Genomic DNA, 16,772 nt, shown 5'->3' with positions numbered 1-16,772 from the left:
CTACAGACACTTGCGCTGAGCCCTTACGACTACTGGGTGGCCAGCATAGGCTCTCTGGTTTTGTTCTTAGCCCTCACGAAAGCGCTCGACCCCAACTCCTACCTTAGCCCCAAGAGCGCCTTTTATCATGGTTGGCTGATTGGTTTCGGCTTATTTGCCTCAGGCGCTTCGTGGGTTTATGTCAGCATCAACACTTACGGCAATGCCCCTCCAGCATTAGCCGGTTTCCTTACGTTATTCTTTGTTGCCGCACTGGGTTTGTTTCATGGTTTCATGTTTTGGCTCTATTCGAAGTTAAAGTCCAAGTATTTGGGTTTTAACGTGCTTCTCTTTGCGACACTGTGGGTGGGAAACGACTTAGTACGCAGCGTGTTCCTCACCGGTTTTCCATGGCTGTTTATCGGCGACTCACAGCTTGATGGCCCATTATCCGGATGGCTACCCTTGATTGGCAGCTACGGAACAACCCTCATACTTAGTATTACCTCCGGCGCCTTAGTTGCGCTCAGCATTGATCGACAACACCGTACCGCCTTGCTTGTAACACTCCTTTTGATAGCGCTATGGACTCCGGGTTATCTTTTGAAGGACAAAAACTGGACGGTTTCAACAGGAAAGCTGCAGGAAGTCGCTTTGATCCAATTGAACATTCCTCAAGAATTAAAATGGAAAAGCACCCAACGCCCCAAAACAATCGATTTACTTCGAAAAATGACCGAGGCTCACTTAGATAAAGACGTGATTTTCTGGCCAGAAACCGCCGTACCTCTTTTTTACACTTCAGCAAGGCCATTGCTGAGCCAATTTGGTCGAAAAGCCGAGGCTCAAAACGCCACGATCGTCACTGGCATTCCCTATAGCGGGTGGGATTCCGAAACAAAGAGCACGGTCATACACAACAGCGTGCTCGCAATAGGAAATGGCGAAGGCATCTATCACAAGCAGAAGCTCGTGCCGTTTGGAGAGTACGTTCCTATGCAAGACGTATTGCGCGGCCTAATTGAGTTTTTTGACCTTCCTATGTCGAACTTTCGCAAAGGTGAAGAAAACCAAAGTATGCTGAGTGTTAACGGTTTCAGTGTATCTCCCTTTATTTGCTATGAGGTTGTGTACCCAGACTTCGTCGCAAATCGCTCGATCGGAGCCGATTACCTACTAACGATCAGCAACGACGCGTGGTTCGGTGAATCAATTGGCCCTCTTCAGCACCTGCAACTTGCCCGCTTACGCGCTCTCGAAAACGGACGTTACATGGTCCGCGCAACGAATAACGGAGTAACCGCAATCATTAATACTAAGGGACAAATCGAAGAGCAGATTCCGCAGTTTTCCCAAGGCACTCTAGAAGGGCAAGTTCGAATATATGAAGGCGAAACCCCGTTCTCGCGAGTTGGATCAATGCCGATTCAGATCTTGTGTATATTTACTGTTTTCATCGGTGTATCTCTTCGCTGGAGGAGCAATAGCAATAAAGCACAGAGCCTTTAGCTCCAAAGATCTGTCTAAGATTGCGATCCGCTTCCATATTTGGTTTCAATGAGCTGTTGAACAGCTACACGCACCGCAAAAACTAAGATAAACTATGCGGCCCATTTTTTTACGCGGGTTTACTCCAAGAGCCCGCGTTGTATAGCGAAGTTAAGAAGAAATATGCAAGAACAATACTCTCCAAAAGACATCGAACAGAGCGCACGCGAATACTGGGAGCAAAACGACAGTTTTGCTGTAACAGAAGACCCTAGCAAAGAAAAATACTACTGCTTATCCATGTTCCCTTACCCTAGCGGTAAGCTTCACATGGGGCATGTTCGAAACTACACCATTGGGGATGTTGTCTCTCGTTACCAGCGCATGCTTGGAAAAAACGTGATGCAACCAATGGGCTGGGATGCATTCGGCTTGCCTGCTGAAAATGCCGCGATAAAAAACGGTGTTGCACCCGCCAAATGGACATACGAAAACATCGAGTACATGAAGAGCCAGCTTAAGCAACTAGGCTTTGGGTATGACTGGAATCGTGAATTTGCAACTTGCCGCCCTGAATACTACAAATGGGAGCAGTGGTTCTTCACGAAGCTTTACGAAAAGGGTTTGGTGTACAAAAAGAACGCGACCGTAAATTGGGATCCTGTCGATCAAACGGTTCTCGCGAATGAGCAAGTGGTCGATGGCCGCGGCTGGCGCTCTGGTGCAATTGTCGAGCGTAAAGAGATTCCGCAATGGTTTATCAAAATCACCGATTACGCCGAAGAACTTCTAACAGACCTCGATCAGCTTGATGAGTGGCCCGAGCAAGTAAAGACGATGCAACGCAATTGGATTGGCCGCTCGGAAGGCCTTGAGTTCGCGTTCAAAATCAAGGATTCCGATGACTCATTGAGCGTCTATACCACACGCCCTGACACGATAATGGGCGTCACCTACGTCGCCGTGGCCGCGCAACACCCGCTCGCAATTGCAGCCGCAGAGAAGAACACAGATCTTCGAGAATTCATCGAAAGCTGTAAGAAAAACAAGGTTGCAGAAGCCGACATGGCCACGATGGAAAAGCAGGGCCTACCGACCGGCTTCAAAGCTATTCACCCTATTACGGGCGAAGAAGTACCCGTGTGGGCCGCCAACTTTGTGTTAATGGATTATGGTTCAGGCGCTGTTATGTCCGTGCCAGCGCACGACGAACGTGATCATGAATTTGCCAAGCAATACAAGCTGCCGATTAAACAAGTGATTGCATCCGAAGATGGTGAGGACCTTGATATCCATGAATGCGCCTTTACTGAAAAGGGTTTACTTGTAAATTCTGGCGAATTTACAGGACTTAGCTCCAAAGAAGCATTTGACGCTATAGCTAAGCGCTTCGAAGAAGAAGACACAGGTAGTCGCAAAGTAAATTATCGATTGCGCGACTGGGGAGTTTCTCGGCAACGTTACTGGGGTGCACCGATCCCCATGAAGTATCTTGAAGACGGTACGGAAATCCCTGCGCCGCTTGAAGAGCTTCCCGTTACCCTACCCGAAGACGTTGAGCTCGATGGCGTAAAATCACCTATAAAAAGTGATCCAGCTTGGGCAAAAACAAGCCATGATGGACAAACTGCGTTCCGTGAAACCGATACATTTGACACATTCATGGAATCGTCATGGTATTACGCACGCTACTGTTCGCCAAACAGCGAAGAGCAAATGCTTGACCCTGAAGCCGCGAATTACTGGCTTCCTGTTGACCAATACATTGGCGGCATAGAGCATGCCATATTGCACCTGCTTTACGCGCGCTTTTATCACAAGCTACTGAGAGATGTCGGGCTGGTCGACAGTGACGAACCATTCAAACGACTGTTGTGCCAAGGCATGGTGCTCGCCGAGAGCTTTTATGAAGAAGACTCAAAAGGTGGCAAAGTCTGGATTTCTCCAACAGACGTTGAGACACAGACTGATGAGAAAGGCAAAACGATACGTTATGTGCACAAAAAAGACGGCAAAGAATTACTAAGTGCCGGCATGAGCAAGATGTCCAAATCAAAGAATAACGGCATCGATCCGCAAACAATTATCGACCAATTTGGTGCCGATACCGTTCGACTCTTTATGATGTTCGCTGCTCCACCAGAACAATCTCTAGAATGGTCTGATAATGCCGTCGAGGGCGCGAATCGCTTCTTGAAGCGTTTATGGAAAGCCGTTAACGAACACAAGCTAAACGGTGGCAATGCAGCACTGGTTGCCGACATGCTCAACGATGAGCAAAAAGCACTTCGAAGAAAAACGCATGAAACGATTAAAAAAGTCAGTGACGACTTAGACCGAAGGCTGACTTTCAATACCGCTATTGCTGCCGTTATGGAATTAATGAACAGTGTAAGTAAATTTGTCGACGTTAGTGAGCAAGGCCGAGCTGTAACGCACGAAGCCCTCGAAGCCGCAACACTCTTGTTAGCGCCTATCACGCCGCATATCTGTCACGCATTATGGGAAGAGCTAGGAAACAAAGACAACATTTTAGGTGCGACCTGGCCAAGCTTTGATGAGTCAGCGATGGTAAAAACGACCCAAGAGATTGTTGCTCAGGTAAATGGCAAAGTGAGAGCAAAGCTTACGGTTTCTGCTGATATCGGCAAAGACGAGCTTGAAGCGCTGGCGCTAGCCGATGAGAACGTCCTGCGCTTTACTGAGGGCAAAACAATCCGTAAGGTGATTGTTGTCCCCAACAAACTGGTAAACATAGTTGCAAACTAGATCGAACGAAATCCGCAGCTCGCTCTGTAAAATAGGAGCGGGCATCGCGATCTCTATATCTCTAACGCTTCAAGGGTGCGGGTTTCATGTCCGCACCGCAGACTTGGACTCTCTAGGCTTTAGCGAGGTAAGCCTTAGTTGCGATAAAACCTCATCTTGGGATTTATGTCAGGAACTGGAAAGGGAGCTAGCAAGCCACAAAGTGACAATGACAAAAGACGCGCTTTTTGAGCTTCGAGTTTTTAGTATCGAAGCAAAAGAACGCGTGTTTACGTTGAATCAAGACGCAACGGCGGATGAATACGAACTGACTCGCTCCTTAAAGTTCTCGCTCAAAGAATCCGCAAGCGATGAATCCCAGTACACGAACGAAATCAGTGCTCGACGTATATATCGCCATAGCTCATCTGAATTACTCGCAAAAGACCGAGAGCAAGCGGCGATCACAAAAGCTCTAGATCAAAGTCTAGCGCAAGAGATCATTCGACAACTAACTCTTATTCGTATCGGTAATTGAGACGTGCGGCTTAAACCAGCACAATTACGCTCACATCTAGAGGCTCCGCTCAAACCTGTATATCTGGTCACCGGAGATGAACCGCTACTAATCCAAGAAGCCGTTGACGAAATACGCAGCACCGCGCGACAGCAGGGCTTTGAAGAAAGACAGGTTTTTCACGCTGACCAAAAGTTTGATTGGCAGGCTCTGCTTGAGGAGGCCGGCTCCCTTTCCCTTTTCGCAACCAAAAAAATCATCGAACTGAAGCTGCCAAATGGTAAACCAGGGGTCGTCGGAAGCAAGAAGCTCGTAGAGTTTCTAGAATCCGCTCCTGACGACACTGTACTAATTATAGAGTCGGGAAAAATTGATAGAAACGCGCTTAACTCTAAGTGGTGCAAATCGCTCGATAACAAAGGTGCAATAATACAGGTTTGGCCAATCAAGCCTGAAGAAACCCTTGGCTTCATGCGGCAGCGTGCACACAAGCTAAAGTTGAATATTGAGCATGATGCACTGCAACTTCTGTCGTCAAGACTTGAGGGCAACCCACTTGCGGCAAAACAGGAGCTCGATAAACTGTTACTTTTGCACGGAACAAACCCAATCAGCGTCGGTATGATATTCGAAGAGGTGAAAGACTCCGCCCGGTACGATGCATACGATCTCTCAAAAGCAATGCTCCAGATACGCACTCATGATGCTGTGAACATTTTGCATCATCTCAAAGCTGAGGGCGCGCAACCGTTAGGAGTTTTATGGCCACTGGCTCGTGATGTTCGCGTCATTGCAGGCCTTCTACCTTTAGTCGGGCAACGAAATCGAGTTGAAGCGCATTTCAAGAAGAACCGGATTTTTCCAAACCAGCAGCAAGACTATGTACGCGCGGCCACACACACTAGCGTAAATCAAGCGAATCGAGCACTTGAGCTTCTCAAGCAAGCAGATCAGAGCATAAAAGGCGGGGTCGGCGCTCTTCCCCACTGGATCCTGATTGAAGACGCTGTACTCCAAATATGCGGCGCCAAACTCGGAATATAAAGATATAAAAAAGCCGCTCAATTGAGCGGCTTTTCGTCTTTACCAGCTTAAACTTAGAAGTTTTCAGCCGCTAGCGACATAGTGTCGTCACTACCAGACTTAATAGTCTCGAGCAAAGAGACGGTTTTTGGCAACAGACGGCTAAAGAAGAAGTTAGCGGTCTTGAGCTTACTCGCATAGAAGACGTCTTGTTCTACTTTTGGAGCTGCGGCTTTAACCATGCGCGCCCACATATAGCCATACGCCGTCAATCCAAACATATCCAAGTACTCAACAGCAGCAGCACCAACAGCATTTGCATCACCTTGCGCAGACGTTATAACGTGCTCAGTCGCATCGCTTAAACGTTCAACAGCTGCGGCTAACTGCTCAAGCTTACCAGCCAATGCAGGATTACCAGACTCCTGCTCAATGAACTCAGCGATTTCTTTCGCAAAGATCTCAAAAAGCTTACCGCCGTTGGCGACAATCTTACGCCCCATCAAGTCCATCGCTTGAATGCCATTGGTACCTTCATAGATTTGGGTAATACGAGTGTCACGTACTAGCTGTTCTTGGCCCCACTCGCGGATGAAACCATGACCACCAAAAATTTGTTGGCCAGCGACACATGTATCTAAGGCCCGATCGGTCATATAAGCCTTAGCTATAGGTGTTAGAAGAGCCACCATTGCATCGGCATTCTTTACTTGTTCCGCATCATCCGAAAACTTAGCGATATCAAGAAAACGAGCTACATATGTTGAAAATGCACGACTACCTTCTGTATACGCTTTCATCGTTAGCAACATGCGACGGACATCAGCATGCACAATAATAGGATCTGCTTGTTTCTCTGTTGCAACAGGACCTGTCGCCGACCGGCCTTGAATTCGATCTAGCGCGTATTCACGCGCGTTTTGGTAAGAGCGCTCTGCAGCACCAATACCTTGAATCCCAACACTCAATCGCTCGTAGTTCATCATAGTAAACATCGCTGCAAGGCCCTTGTTTACCTCACCAACAAGCCAACCTTGCGCACCGTCGAAATTCATAACGCAAGTAGCAGACGCCTTGATCCCCATCTTGTGTTCGATCGAACCACACGAAACATTGTTGTTCTCACCAACAACGCCGTTGTCATCAACCTTATTACGAGGCACAAGAAACAATGAAATACCCTTTGAGCCGGCCGGAGCATCTGGAAGCTTCGCCAAGACCAAGTGAATAATATTGTCAGTAAGGTCATTCTCACCACCGGTAATGAAAATCTTAGTACCAGTCACACTGTACGAACCGTCGGCATTTGGCTCTGCCTTAGTGCGAATCATGCCTAAATCGGTTCCGGAATGCGGCTCGGTGAGATCCATTGCGCCAGTCCACTCTCCTGAGTACATCTTGGGCAAATATTTATTCTTTAGCTCTTCTGAAGCGTGCGCATCGATAGCAAGCGCAGCACCTGAAGTTAAGCAAACATACAGACCAAATGAAATGTCAGCCGAGTAAAGCATTTCTTCATACTGAGCACCCAGCATTTTGGGCATACCCATACCTTCATAAACAGGATTACCGGTTAGGCCTGACCAGCCACCTTCTGCGAACGTTTTGTAAGCTTCAACGAACCCCTTAGGGACCGTCACTTTACCGTTGTCGAAGTGACAGCCTTCTTCATCCGCTTCGCGGCTTAATGGCGCAATCAGTGATGCTGTAATCTTTCCAGCCTCTTCCAATATCGCATCTGCTGTCTCCATATCAATCACTTCTTGCGTACCTGCAAGCGAACCCCAAAGCTGCTCGGCTTCGAAAACTTCGTTCATAACAAAGCGGATATCTTGTAACGGCGCTTTATAATCTGCCATGTAATTTCCCTCAAGTATTTTACGGATGCCTAGTCAATTAACTTAAGCATTCTTCGGTCTAGAATTTGTCGCGTATTCTAACGCAAAAAGCCCGCGAAGCGGGCTTTTTAAACTAACAGACAATTAGAAAGCGAAGTTTTCTTCGTCAATTGCCATAATCGACTCACCACCAGCGAGAACCATCTGAGCGTGAGCTGCTGTACGCGGCAAGATACGGTCGTAATAGAACTTGGCAGTCTGAACCTTAGCCGTATAAAAGCCTGTTTCAGTTGTACCAGAAGCTAGCTTCTCTTGAGCAACTTTTACCATCTGTGCCCAGAAGTATGCTAGACATACGTAACCTGAATACATCAAGAAGTCTACAGATGCAGCGCCCACTTCATCGCGATTCTGCATGGCAGTCATGCCAACCTTCATCGTAATATCGCCCCACTCTTTGTTTAGAGTAGAAAGCTTTTCGATAAATGGCTTAAGTTCGGCATTGTCTTCGTTTGCCTGACAGAACTTGTGCACTTGCTTCGTAAAGTTACGCAGCGACGCGCCTTGAGACATTAGAATTTTTCGACCCAACAGATCAAGCGCCTGGATACCAGTCGTTCCTTCATAAAGAAGCGCAATACGCGTATCTCGAACGATTTGTTCCATGCCCCACTCTTGGATAAAGCCATGACCACCAAAAACCTGAACACCGTGGTTTGCAGCTTCATAACCCGCTTCAGTACAGAACGCTTTCAAAATTGGCGTTAAGAAACCAAGCATTTCATCAGCAGCCTTCTGCTCTTCACCTTCACCATGCTGAACAAGGTCGGCTTGTTGAGCCGCGAAGTAAATCATTGCACGTGACCCTTCAGCGATCGCTTTTTGCGTCAAAAGCATACGGCGCACGTCTGGGTGAACGATAATTGGGTCAGCCTTTCCTTCAGGATTCTTAGGACCCGAAAGCGAACGCATTGCTAGACGATCTTTCGCATATGCGAGTGCTCCCTGGAAGGAACCTTCAGCAGCCGCAAGACCCTGAATAGAGGTACCAATACGGGCCACGTTCATGAATGTGAACATGCAGTTAAGACCTTTATTCTCCGGACCGATCAACCAACCTTTTGCACCATCAAAATTCATCACACAAGTCGCGTTACCATGTATACCCATCTTGTGCTCAATTGAGCCGCACGTAACTGCATTTCGCTCACCAGCCTCGCCATTAGTATCCGGCAGGCACTTAGGGACGATGAAAAGCGAAATCCCTTTAGTACCTTCTGGAGCACCAGGAAGACGAGCTAGTACGATATGAACAATGTTGTCCACCATATCGTGCTCACCAGCAGAGATAAATATTTTAGTACCAGTGATGCTGTAAGAGCCATCTGCATTAGGCTCCGCTTTCGTAGTTAGAATACCTAGATCGGACCCACACTGAGGCTCAGTCAAACACATCGTACCGGTCCACTCACCCGAAATTAGCTTGGTGAGATACGTTTCTTGCTGCTCCGGGGTACCGTGTTCTTCTAGTGTCGCGCGCGCACCATGAGACAAACCTGGGTACATACCCCAAGACCAGTTTGATGTACCAATCATTTCGCTAAGGATGATATTAATAGACTCAGGCAAGCCTTGGCCGCCATGCTCTACAGGAGCATTCATCGAAGGCCAACCGCCCTCCACGAACTGCTGATACGCCTCTTTAAAACCAGCGGGAGTCTTAACGCCGTCTTCGCTCCAAGTACAACCTTCTTGGTCGCCACTTTGGTTAATTGGGGCTAGAACTTCTTCACAAAACTTCGCTCCCTCAGTAACAATTGCGTCAACCATGTCCGGCGTCGCTTCAGTAGCACCAATATTCTGATAGTGCTTTTCACTATCAAGCACTTCGTCCATAAGGAACTTAATATCTCTTAGGGGAGCTTTATAATCTGGCATAACGTTAACCTCAAATTTAATCGGTTTCGTTTGAAAACTATTGGATTTAATGAGCAAATCACACATGGGAATTGCCCGACTGAACTCTAAATCAAACGAGTGTTTGAAACATACGTTTGCTTATATGCTTTGTCAAGCTTTGGGTTTAGAAAAATGTGAACGGATTTGAGATCATAAAAATAGCGCAGAGAGTTAGTTTCTGCATCATTGAGGGGAACGAATCAGAAAATTCTATAGAAACGAGAGGGGCGGATCAGGCCATCGTGTCGAGAAGCGTACCAAGCACTTCATCAGCAGTGCGCACTACTTGCGCAGATGCCTCGACAGAACGTTGATAAAGCCGTAACTCGACGATCGATTCTGCTGCATCATTTGCACCCACAGCACCGTCGATTGCGCCGGCACGAACAATATCAGAAGCAGTTTTCTCAACTCCTTCGATACCTTGCCGAACACCAGACAACCCTACATCGATCACTGAGTTTACATTCATAATGCACCAAACCTAAAATAGGTTATTAATTGAACAGTTTTTATTTAAGCAAAACACTTACCTCAAGGCAAGTTTGGGAGGCGTTTTTTACACAGTTAAACAACTTATATCCAAAGAGTTACTAAACTTTTCAGCACGAGGCTCAGTTTCATAAGGAACGACACCGATAAAGGGCGCGCCCAGTGCCGACCTAAGCGTAGCGACATTCTCCTCAATATAGCTCATCGGCTGATCCGTAATCTGATTACCCACCCATCCCGCAATCTCGAGCCCATCTCGCCTTACAGCCTCTGCTGTCAATAATGCGTGATTTATGCATCCGAGTCGCAACCCAACAACAAGTACAACAGGATAATCCAATTCCACTGCCAAGCTTGCCATCGTTTCTCGCGGACTAATCGGAACGCGCCATCCTCCCGCACCCTCTACCAGCGCAAAGTCAACCTTTTGCAATAATGCGCCCCGGCAATAACCCGCGAGTCTTGACGCATTCAAGCTTTTTCCCGCGCGAGTGGCTGCTATGTGCGGTGAGCAAGGATCAGGCAATGCCACAGGGTTAACTTGGGCATAGGGCAACTTGATTGACGAACTATGCATCAAAGCAATTGCATCTTCATTCTTTAGCTCAGCACCATCTAGCTCGCAGCCAGCAGCAACGGGCTTGAGCCCCAAACTACTCATGCCTTGATGGTGAGCGAGCTCGAGTAAACGACAACTAACATAGGTCTTGCCAACTTCCGTATCGGTACCTGCAACGAAAAACTTTCTCATACGTTTTTTGTCTTCCTTAAAATAAAATACCCGACACGGTATGTGGCGGGCACAGAACCATCATCCCTTCTATAGCCTTCGTATGCAGCGAGCACTGAGCTAAGCTTTGACTTACCCATTAAAGACTTTGGGCGCGCGCTTGAAATATTATGGGCACCAATGGCTTTTAAATCCTTCATCAACTGAATTGGCTTATCATACGAGAGGATTACGTCGCTACATTCAGCATTCTCCACTGAATAACCCAGCATATCCGCTATTTGAAGATGATCATCAAACCGCAAAAACTCATTAACGTGGCGCCGATGATCAACAGACGCCCAAGACGTCTTTAGCTCAACCAAAGTCCCATCGAGCAAGGTTGAAAAAGCGAGCACACCATTATCACTCAGTGCACTCATTATTTGCTGGAGTGCACCCTCTAAATCCTGAGCCCACTGTAATGCCAAGCTGGAAAACACCAAATCTACGGAGTTTGGAGCCAGGCTAAGCTTCTCGGCATCAAGCTGAACCCCTGTAACACGCGAGCCAACACTATCCGATTCGAGACCCCAGCCTTGAACTCTAGACAGCGCGCACTGGAGCATCGCTGCGGAAATATCCCCAAAAACGAATTGCTTTGGATTGAATTCCGAAAACAAGCGCTCACCAAAAAAGCCTGTACCACAACCAAGGTCAAGCAGAACTGAGGGGGGGCGCAATCGTACATCCCCCCAAGAGCTGCACACCTTGTCGCACAGTTCTTGGCCAACGATCTTTTGCATATGCGCTGAACGATCATAGCTCTGCGCCGCCCGACCAAAGGAACTTGCTAGATGTACCTTACTATCGACGTTGCTAGCGCTCACAAGTCACCGCCGCACTCGTCCCTAGAGACAAACCTAATAAGGTACTAACCAACTTTAAAATAGGAGCGTTCAACAAATGCCCCTCTCCCTCAACGAGATGGACATGATGGTGAGGATATAGCTGTTCGACTACCTGCGCGGTCATGTTAGGTACAAGCAAATCATCCTCAGCAAACAACAGAATAGCTTGCTGCTGAAGTGCTGAGAGCTCTTTCCTTAGATCGAGCTGCTCCAATAAAGCTAATGTGGCAATTCGATTCTCAGAGCTTTGTAGGGAGCCCCGATAGCGCTGTCTTATCTCAGACAGCAAAGTTCGATTAGCGAGTAGAGTTGTTTCTGATGTCCCGACAACCGATTGTTTAGGACCAAGCATCAGGTACGGAAACGTTTTTACGACAAGCTGATCCGACTCCGCCGCCATTTTAAACTGCGCAAAATCGGACTCGCTCATACCACAACTCCAGCCCTCTCTATTGATAAACGACGGCGAAGCCATCAGCGTCACTAATTTCCGGTAGTCTCGTTGATTCTTTTCTAAAAATGCGGCGAGTCGTATTGCGAGCATGCCGCCAAGCGACCACCCCATAATCACTGTATCTTGATCAATCAAGCTCACTAAGCTGGAAGGCCACGAATCTTCAAAAAATCGTGCATCGACATCAAGAACTTGGTAAGTCACTCCCTCTCCCAGAGCTTGCAGAAGGGGCTCAACAAACGAAGAGTCCAAAGACCAGCCATTCAGAAATAACACCTTGACGGCTCGTGGATCACTCACTCAAGCACCCCAAATCTCTCGCCTTACGCAGCGCTGTCACCAAGCAATCAAGATCGTCCATGGTATGTGTCGCCGTTAAGGTAATACGGAGGCGCGAACTACCTGGTGAGACGGTAGGCGGTCGGATTGCCCCAACTAATAAGCCAGACTCTTCAAGAAACCGTGCGGTTCTCATCACCGATTCGTTTGCGCCAATTACAACGCCTTGTATAGCGGTTCTTGATTGAAGCAACTCAAAACCATCTCCTGCTAACTCTTTATGGAATGCTTCTATAAGGCTTTGGAGATGCGCACGTTGCTCTCCGGCTTGCTCTACAAGGTGCAAACTCGCATTTGTAGCCGCAGCAATAGCGGGCGGCAAGGCTGTCGTATAAATATGGGAGCGCGCTCGTTGCTCAAAAACTTCCATCAACGCTTTTGGTCCTGCCACAAAAGCGCCAAAGGTCCCAAAAGCTTTCCCAAACGTACCGATTAATAACGGGCATTGCTCTTGCGATAACCCGGCCTCGGCCACTGAACCACGCCCTCCCTCGCCTAGAACGCCCAAGCCATGAGCATCGTCGACGGCTAACAAGGCCGAAAATTGATCCGCTAACTTAGCCAATTCACCTAAAGGCGCGACATCGCCATCCATACTAAAGACGCCGTCTGTGATAATCAGCTTTTGACCATAAGTTCCGTTTGTAGAGAACTTCGTTAGATAGGAATCCAAGCTTTCGATGGAAGAATGAAGATAGCGCTGACTTCTCGCGCCAGAAAGCTTTGCGCCATCAATTAACGAAGCATGATTTAGTTTATCCTGAAGGATCAAGCTCTTGGGGTCGCAAAGTGCATTAGAAACAGCTAGATTCGCCATATAGCCTGACGAGAACAACAATGCCTTATCCCTTCCTGTAAACTTGGCGAGCGCTTGCTCAAGCTGGTCGTGAGGCTCAAAATGGCCACAGACAACATCAGAAGATCCACTCCCCAAACCAAACTTATTCAAAGCATCAAGGGCAGCTTCTTTAAGCTGCGGATGATCCGCAAACCCTAGGTAATCATTACTTGCAAAATTACGAAAACGTGAGTGGGACGGGGTACGAGCGCCCCGCCCTAGAAAGCCAGATAAACTAACACTCGGGCCTTGAGAAGATGCAATCGTTCTTCGAGATCTTAGCAGGCCCGCGTTCTCAATATCAGAAAGCTTCGACTCCCATTCCAAACGCTCATAGGCCATAAACCAATACTTACCTTAGTGCTTTGCACTCGCCTCGGCTGCGCTACCCGAAGCTTCATAGAACATAGGATTCTTCGCTTCCTGATCCTTAGCAATGGCATTTTCCAAGACTGTTTCTTGGGTTTCATCAGACTCTTCGATACGCTGCTCTGGGCGTAAACCAAGCCGCTTGAACAACTGCATATCTTTGTGTGTTTCCGGGTTTGGCGTCGTGAGCAGGCATTCGCCATAAAAAATAGAGTTCGCGCCAGCCATAAACGTGAGCGCTTGCATTTCATCACTCATCGACTCGCGCCCCGCAGAAAGTCGAACATGACTCTCGGGCATTAAGATGCGCGCAACCGCAATACAGCGAATGAAATCAAAATTATCGATATCTTCGACATTCTCTAAAGGCGTACCCTTTACTTTCACCAGCATGTTGATTGGGACGCTCTCAGGCTGCTGCGGCAGATTTGCTAATTGCACCAAAAGGCCAATACGATCTGAGGCCCGCTCGCCCATGCCAATAATACCACCACTACAAATTTTCATGCCGGCATCACGAACATGTTGAAGCGTATCCAGCCTGTCCTGATAGCTGCGCGTGGTGATGATCTTGTCGTAAAAATCCGGAGAGGTATCAAGGTTGTGGTTATAGTAATCTAAGCCGGCCTCTGAAAGCTCTTGCGCTTGATCATCACGCAACATCCCTAGCGTCATACAGGTTTCTAAACCTAGCTTTTTGACACCTTTCACCATTTCGACGACGTAAGGCATGTCTTTATCGCTGGGGTGCTTCCATGCAGCGCCCATGCAGAACCGACTACTGCCTTTTTCTTTTGCCTGTTTTGCCTTGTCCAAAACAGCCTGTACTTGCATCAATTTTTCTTTCTCGAGGCCGGTGTTGTAATGACCACTTTGAGGGCAATATTTACAATCCTCAGGGCAGGCCCCTGTTTTTATCGACAGCAAAGTACTTACTTGAACTTCGTTCGGATCAAAATTTTGTCGGTGCACGGATTGCGCTTGAAACAGCAAATCATTAAACGGCAGATCAAATAACGCCTGCACTTCTTGCTTGGTCCAATCGTGTCGAACGACACCAAGTGACGAATTACTCATTTGTGCTTCAAGCCTCTTTTCTAGAACTGTTGTAAAAATGGTATCATGAAGCGGATCGGGTAAAAGGATACCCAGCTGCAACACAAGGATAGTGTGCATGATATTCTTCCCCAAAAAGTTGTCAACCCTTGTTGCATTTTTGGTTAACAAGTCAGAAATAATACTACATGCGCTGCAAACCCTCATATCGCTCCGCGCACTCGCAACATTTACAAACGCATACTTCTATTCCACATGCTGCCTTTGTAATGCTAAGGGCACACTCCAGCTGTTAATATGCAATGCTTGCAAAGCGGATTTACTCGTTTCGCTCGACAAACAAAAATGCGTGCAATGCTCCCTCCCCCTGTCGAGCATCAACGGTCACACTCACTGCATAGAGTGCAGAGCTACGCCACCACAGTTTGACAAGGCGTATATCGTGACAAGGTATGAATTCCCCTCCTCTACTCTCGTGCATCGTCTCAAGTATCAAAATCGACGCTTTATTGCGAGATTACTTGGTCAATTGCTTGCAGAGCAAAGAGTTAACGATCGCGAGCCTTTTCCGGATCTTGTTTGTTGTGTACCCATGCATCCCGACAAACTTCGCGACAAGAACTACAATCATGCCCGCGAAATAGCTGCTCAGTGCGCCATGGAACTGTCACTCGTGTTCAACCCGACGTTACTCATAAAAACACAGACAACCGAGTCACAAAGCTCGCTAGGACGAACAGCGCGATTGAAAAACTTAAAGAATAGCATTGTGATTAGTCCTGGGACGAACTTAAAAGGAAAGCATGTTGCGGTCGTCGATGATGTAATGACGACCGGCGCAACATTTGATTTAGTTGCTGGGCTTCTAAAGGCTCGCGGCGCAGGCAAAGTTGAAGTATGGGCTTTTGCTCGAACAACCAAACAATCGTTTAAATAAATGAATGGCGGTGATGCTAGAGGAATAAACCTTGATGCGCTACAACAAGTCTTCTACGAACTCTCCAATGGCCAAAGAAGCCGTTAAACCCGGCGACTCTATTCCAAATAGGTTCACCAAGCCGCTGATACCATGCTCGCTCTCAGACTGAATGCAGAAATCCGGATACAGTTCACCGTTAAAGCGGATTTTTGGCCGCAAACCGGAATAGTCCGCGTGCAGCTTGCTTTCATCTAGGCTTGGCCAGTAGGACTTGATGCGATCGACAAATTGCGCCTTTTTTGCCTTATCAACCGAGTAATCAAATGCGTTGAGACCTGCATTACCATTAACCTTCAACCATTCAACGTCAGGCCCAAAACGCGCTGCACCGGACAAATCGAGTGTCAAATGCACTCCAAGCCCGCCTTCCTCTGGAACTGGATAGATGAGCTGCTTGAAAGGTACGCTACCAGAATAACTAAAATAGCTTCCTTTCGCGTATACCGGCTCTGGCAAGCAATGTTTTGGGAAGGTCTCCACCTGAGACAACAATGAACTTGAAAACAGACCCCCTGCATTTACCAGCTCTGAACATTCGAGTAATGCGTTCTGGCCAAGCAACTCCAACTCAAACTTATTAGGTGAGACACTTCGAACCTCGATCTCGGTATTGGGCAAGAAAGTCGCCCCCGACATTTCGGCATCATGAAGCAAAGACTGCATGTAAGCATGGCTATCTACTATGCCAGTAGATGGCGAAAGCAACGCTGAGGTCGCGTTTATTTCAGGCACCTGAGCACGAATCTGAACCATGCCCAACTGCTCTAAGTCTTCCACTTGATTCGCTTTAGCTTGGAGCTTGATCTGAGCCAAACGATCAGCTTGTGAATCATTTGTCGCAACAATGAGCTTTCCGCACCGCGCGAAAGGTAATGAATTATCTTCGAGGTACTGGTAAATCAGATGCTTACCACGTACACATAACCTCGCCTTCAAGGAATCGAGTTGATAGTAAATTCCCGCATGAATGACTTCACTGTTCCGAGAGGAAGTTTGCCTTCCAAAACCCTCTTCTTTATCCAAAATCCAAACACTACGCCCGGACATCGCCAATGCGCGCGCAACAGCCAATC

The 16,772-nt window shown here is 47.6% G+C and carries 14 protein-coding genes; 5 read left to right on the top strand and 9 right to left on the bottom strand.

Annotated elements, in window-relative coordinates:
* The 4 genes from lnt to holA form a co-directional block, all read left to right on the top strand.
* Nucleotides 1-1,488, top strand: a 1,488-nt coding sequence (gene lnt / locus A3751_RS03745; RefSeq protein ID WP_068452276.1) for an apolipoprotein N-acyltransferase, incomplete at its 5' end; no start/stop codon positions are given.
* 162 nt (nt 1,489-1,650) lie between these two features.
* Nucleotides 1,651-4,236, top strand: coding sequence for a leucine--tRNA ligase (gene leuS / locus A3751_RS03740; RefSeq protein WP_068452267.1), 2,586 nt, complete (start codon nt 1,651-1,653; stop codon nt 4,234-4,236).
* On the top strand, nt 4,226-4,753 hold the full coding sequence (gene lptE / locus A3751_RS21730) for an LPS assembly lipoprotein LptE (RefSeq protein WP_082863036.1): 528 nt from the start codon (nt 4,226-4,228) through the stop codon (nt 4,751-4,753). Before leuS ends, lptE begins: the two co-directional genes overlap by 11 nt.
* A gap of 3 nt (nt 4,754-4,756) precedes the next feature.
* Nucleotides 4,757-5,776 carry a DNA polymerase III subunit delta gene (gene holA / locus A3751_RS03730; RefSeq protein ID WP_068452261.1) on the top strand — a complete coding sequence of 340 codons (1,020 nt, stop codon included), beginning with the start codon at nt 4,757-4,759 and terminating at the stop codon, nt 5,774-5,776.
* Nucleotides 5,777-5,829: 53 nt separating this feature from the next.
* Here the strand turns inward: holA and A3751_RS03725 are convergent, their stop codons facing one another.
* The 8 genes from A3751_RS03725 to bioB form a co-directional block, all read right to left on the bottom strand.
* Complete coding sequence (locus A3751_RS03725; protein WP_068452258.1) at nt 5,830-7,614, bottom strand: acyl-CoA dehydrogenase C-terminal domain-containing protein; 1,785 nt, start codon at nt 7,612-7,614, stop codon at nt 5,830-5,832.
* 123 nt (nt 7,615-7,737) lie between these two features.
* The gene (locus tag A3751_RS03720; protein ID WP_068452273.1) at nt 7,738-9,531 is read right to left on the bottom strand and encodes an acyl-CoA dehydrogenase C-terminal domain-containing protein; all 1,794 of its coding nucleotides are present in this window, start codon (nt 9,529-9,531) and stop codon (nt 7,738-7,740) included.
* Nucleotides 9,532-9,784: 253 nt separating this feature from the next.
* Nucleotides 9,785-10,024 (bottom strand): hypothetical protein, encoded by a 240-nt coding sequence (locus A3751_RS03715; RefSeq protein WP_068452255.1) that lies wholly within the window; start codon nt 10,022-10,024, stop codon nt 9,785-9,787.
* An 87-nt stretch (nt 10,025-10,111) separates the two neighbouring features.
* Nucleotides 10,112-10,795 (bottom strand): dethiobiotin synthase, encoded by a 684-nt coding sequence (gene bioD / locus A3751_RS03710; RefSeq protein WP_068452252.1) that lies wholly within the window; start codon nt 10,793-10,795, stop codon nt 10,112-10,114.
* Complete coding sequence (gene bioC / locus A3751_RS03705) at nt 10,792-11,643, bottom strand: malonyl-ACP O-methyltransferase BioC (RefSeq protein ID WP_068452249.1); 852 nt, start codon at nt 11,641-11,643, stop codon at nt 10,792-10,794. Before bioC ends, bioD begins: the two co-directional genes overlap by 4 nt.
* The gene (locus A3751_RS03700; protein WP_068452246.1) at nt 11,633-12,418 is read right to left on the bottom strand and encodes an alpha/beta fold hydrolase; all 786 of its coding nucleotides are present in this window, start codon (nt 12,416-12,418) and stop codon (nt 11,633-11,635) included. Before A3751_RS03700 ends, bioC begins: the two co-directional genes overlap by 11 nt.
* The gene (gene bioF / locus A3751_RS03695) at nt 12,411-13,637 is read right to left on the bottom strand and encodes an 8-amino-7-oxononanoate synthase (protein WP_068452241.1); all 1,227 of its coding nucleotides are present in this window, start codon (nt 13,635-13,637) and stop codon (nt 12,411-12,413) included. The genes A3751_RS03700 and bioF overlap by 8 nt, the downstream gene beginning before the upstream one ends.
* A 15-nt stretch (nt 13,638-13,652) precedes the next feature.
* A complete protein-coding gene (gene bioB / locus A3751_RS03690) occupies nt 13,653-14,741 on the bottom strand; it encodes a biotin synthase BioB (protein ID WP_068452270.1) in 1,089 nt (362 codons plus the stop codon).
* A gap of 421 nt (nt 14,742-15,162) precedes the next feature.
* Here bioB and A3751_RS22625 point away from each other — a divergent pair, with 421 nt between their 5' ends.
* On the top strand, nt 15,163-15,657 hold the full coding sequence (locus A3751_RS22625) for a ComF family protein (protein ID WP_068465912.1): 495 nt from the start codon (nt 15,163-15,165) through the stop codon (nt 15,655-15,657).
* 39 nt (nt 15,658-15,696) lie between these two features.
* Here the strand turns inward: A3751_RS22625 and A3751_RS03680 are convergent.
* Nucleotides 15,697-16,772, bottom strand: a 1,076-nt coding sequence (locus A3751_RS03680) for an NAD(P)/FAD-dependent oxidoreductase (RefSeq protein WP_068452235.1), incomplete at its 5' end; no start/stop codon positions are given.

It is taken from the genome of Oleiphilus sp. HI0080 (assembly GCF_001635135.1).
This window is presented reverse-complemented; position numbering and strand designations above follow the sequence as displayed.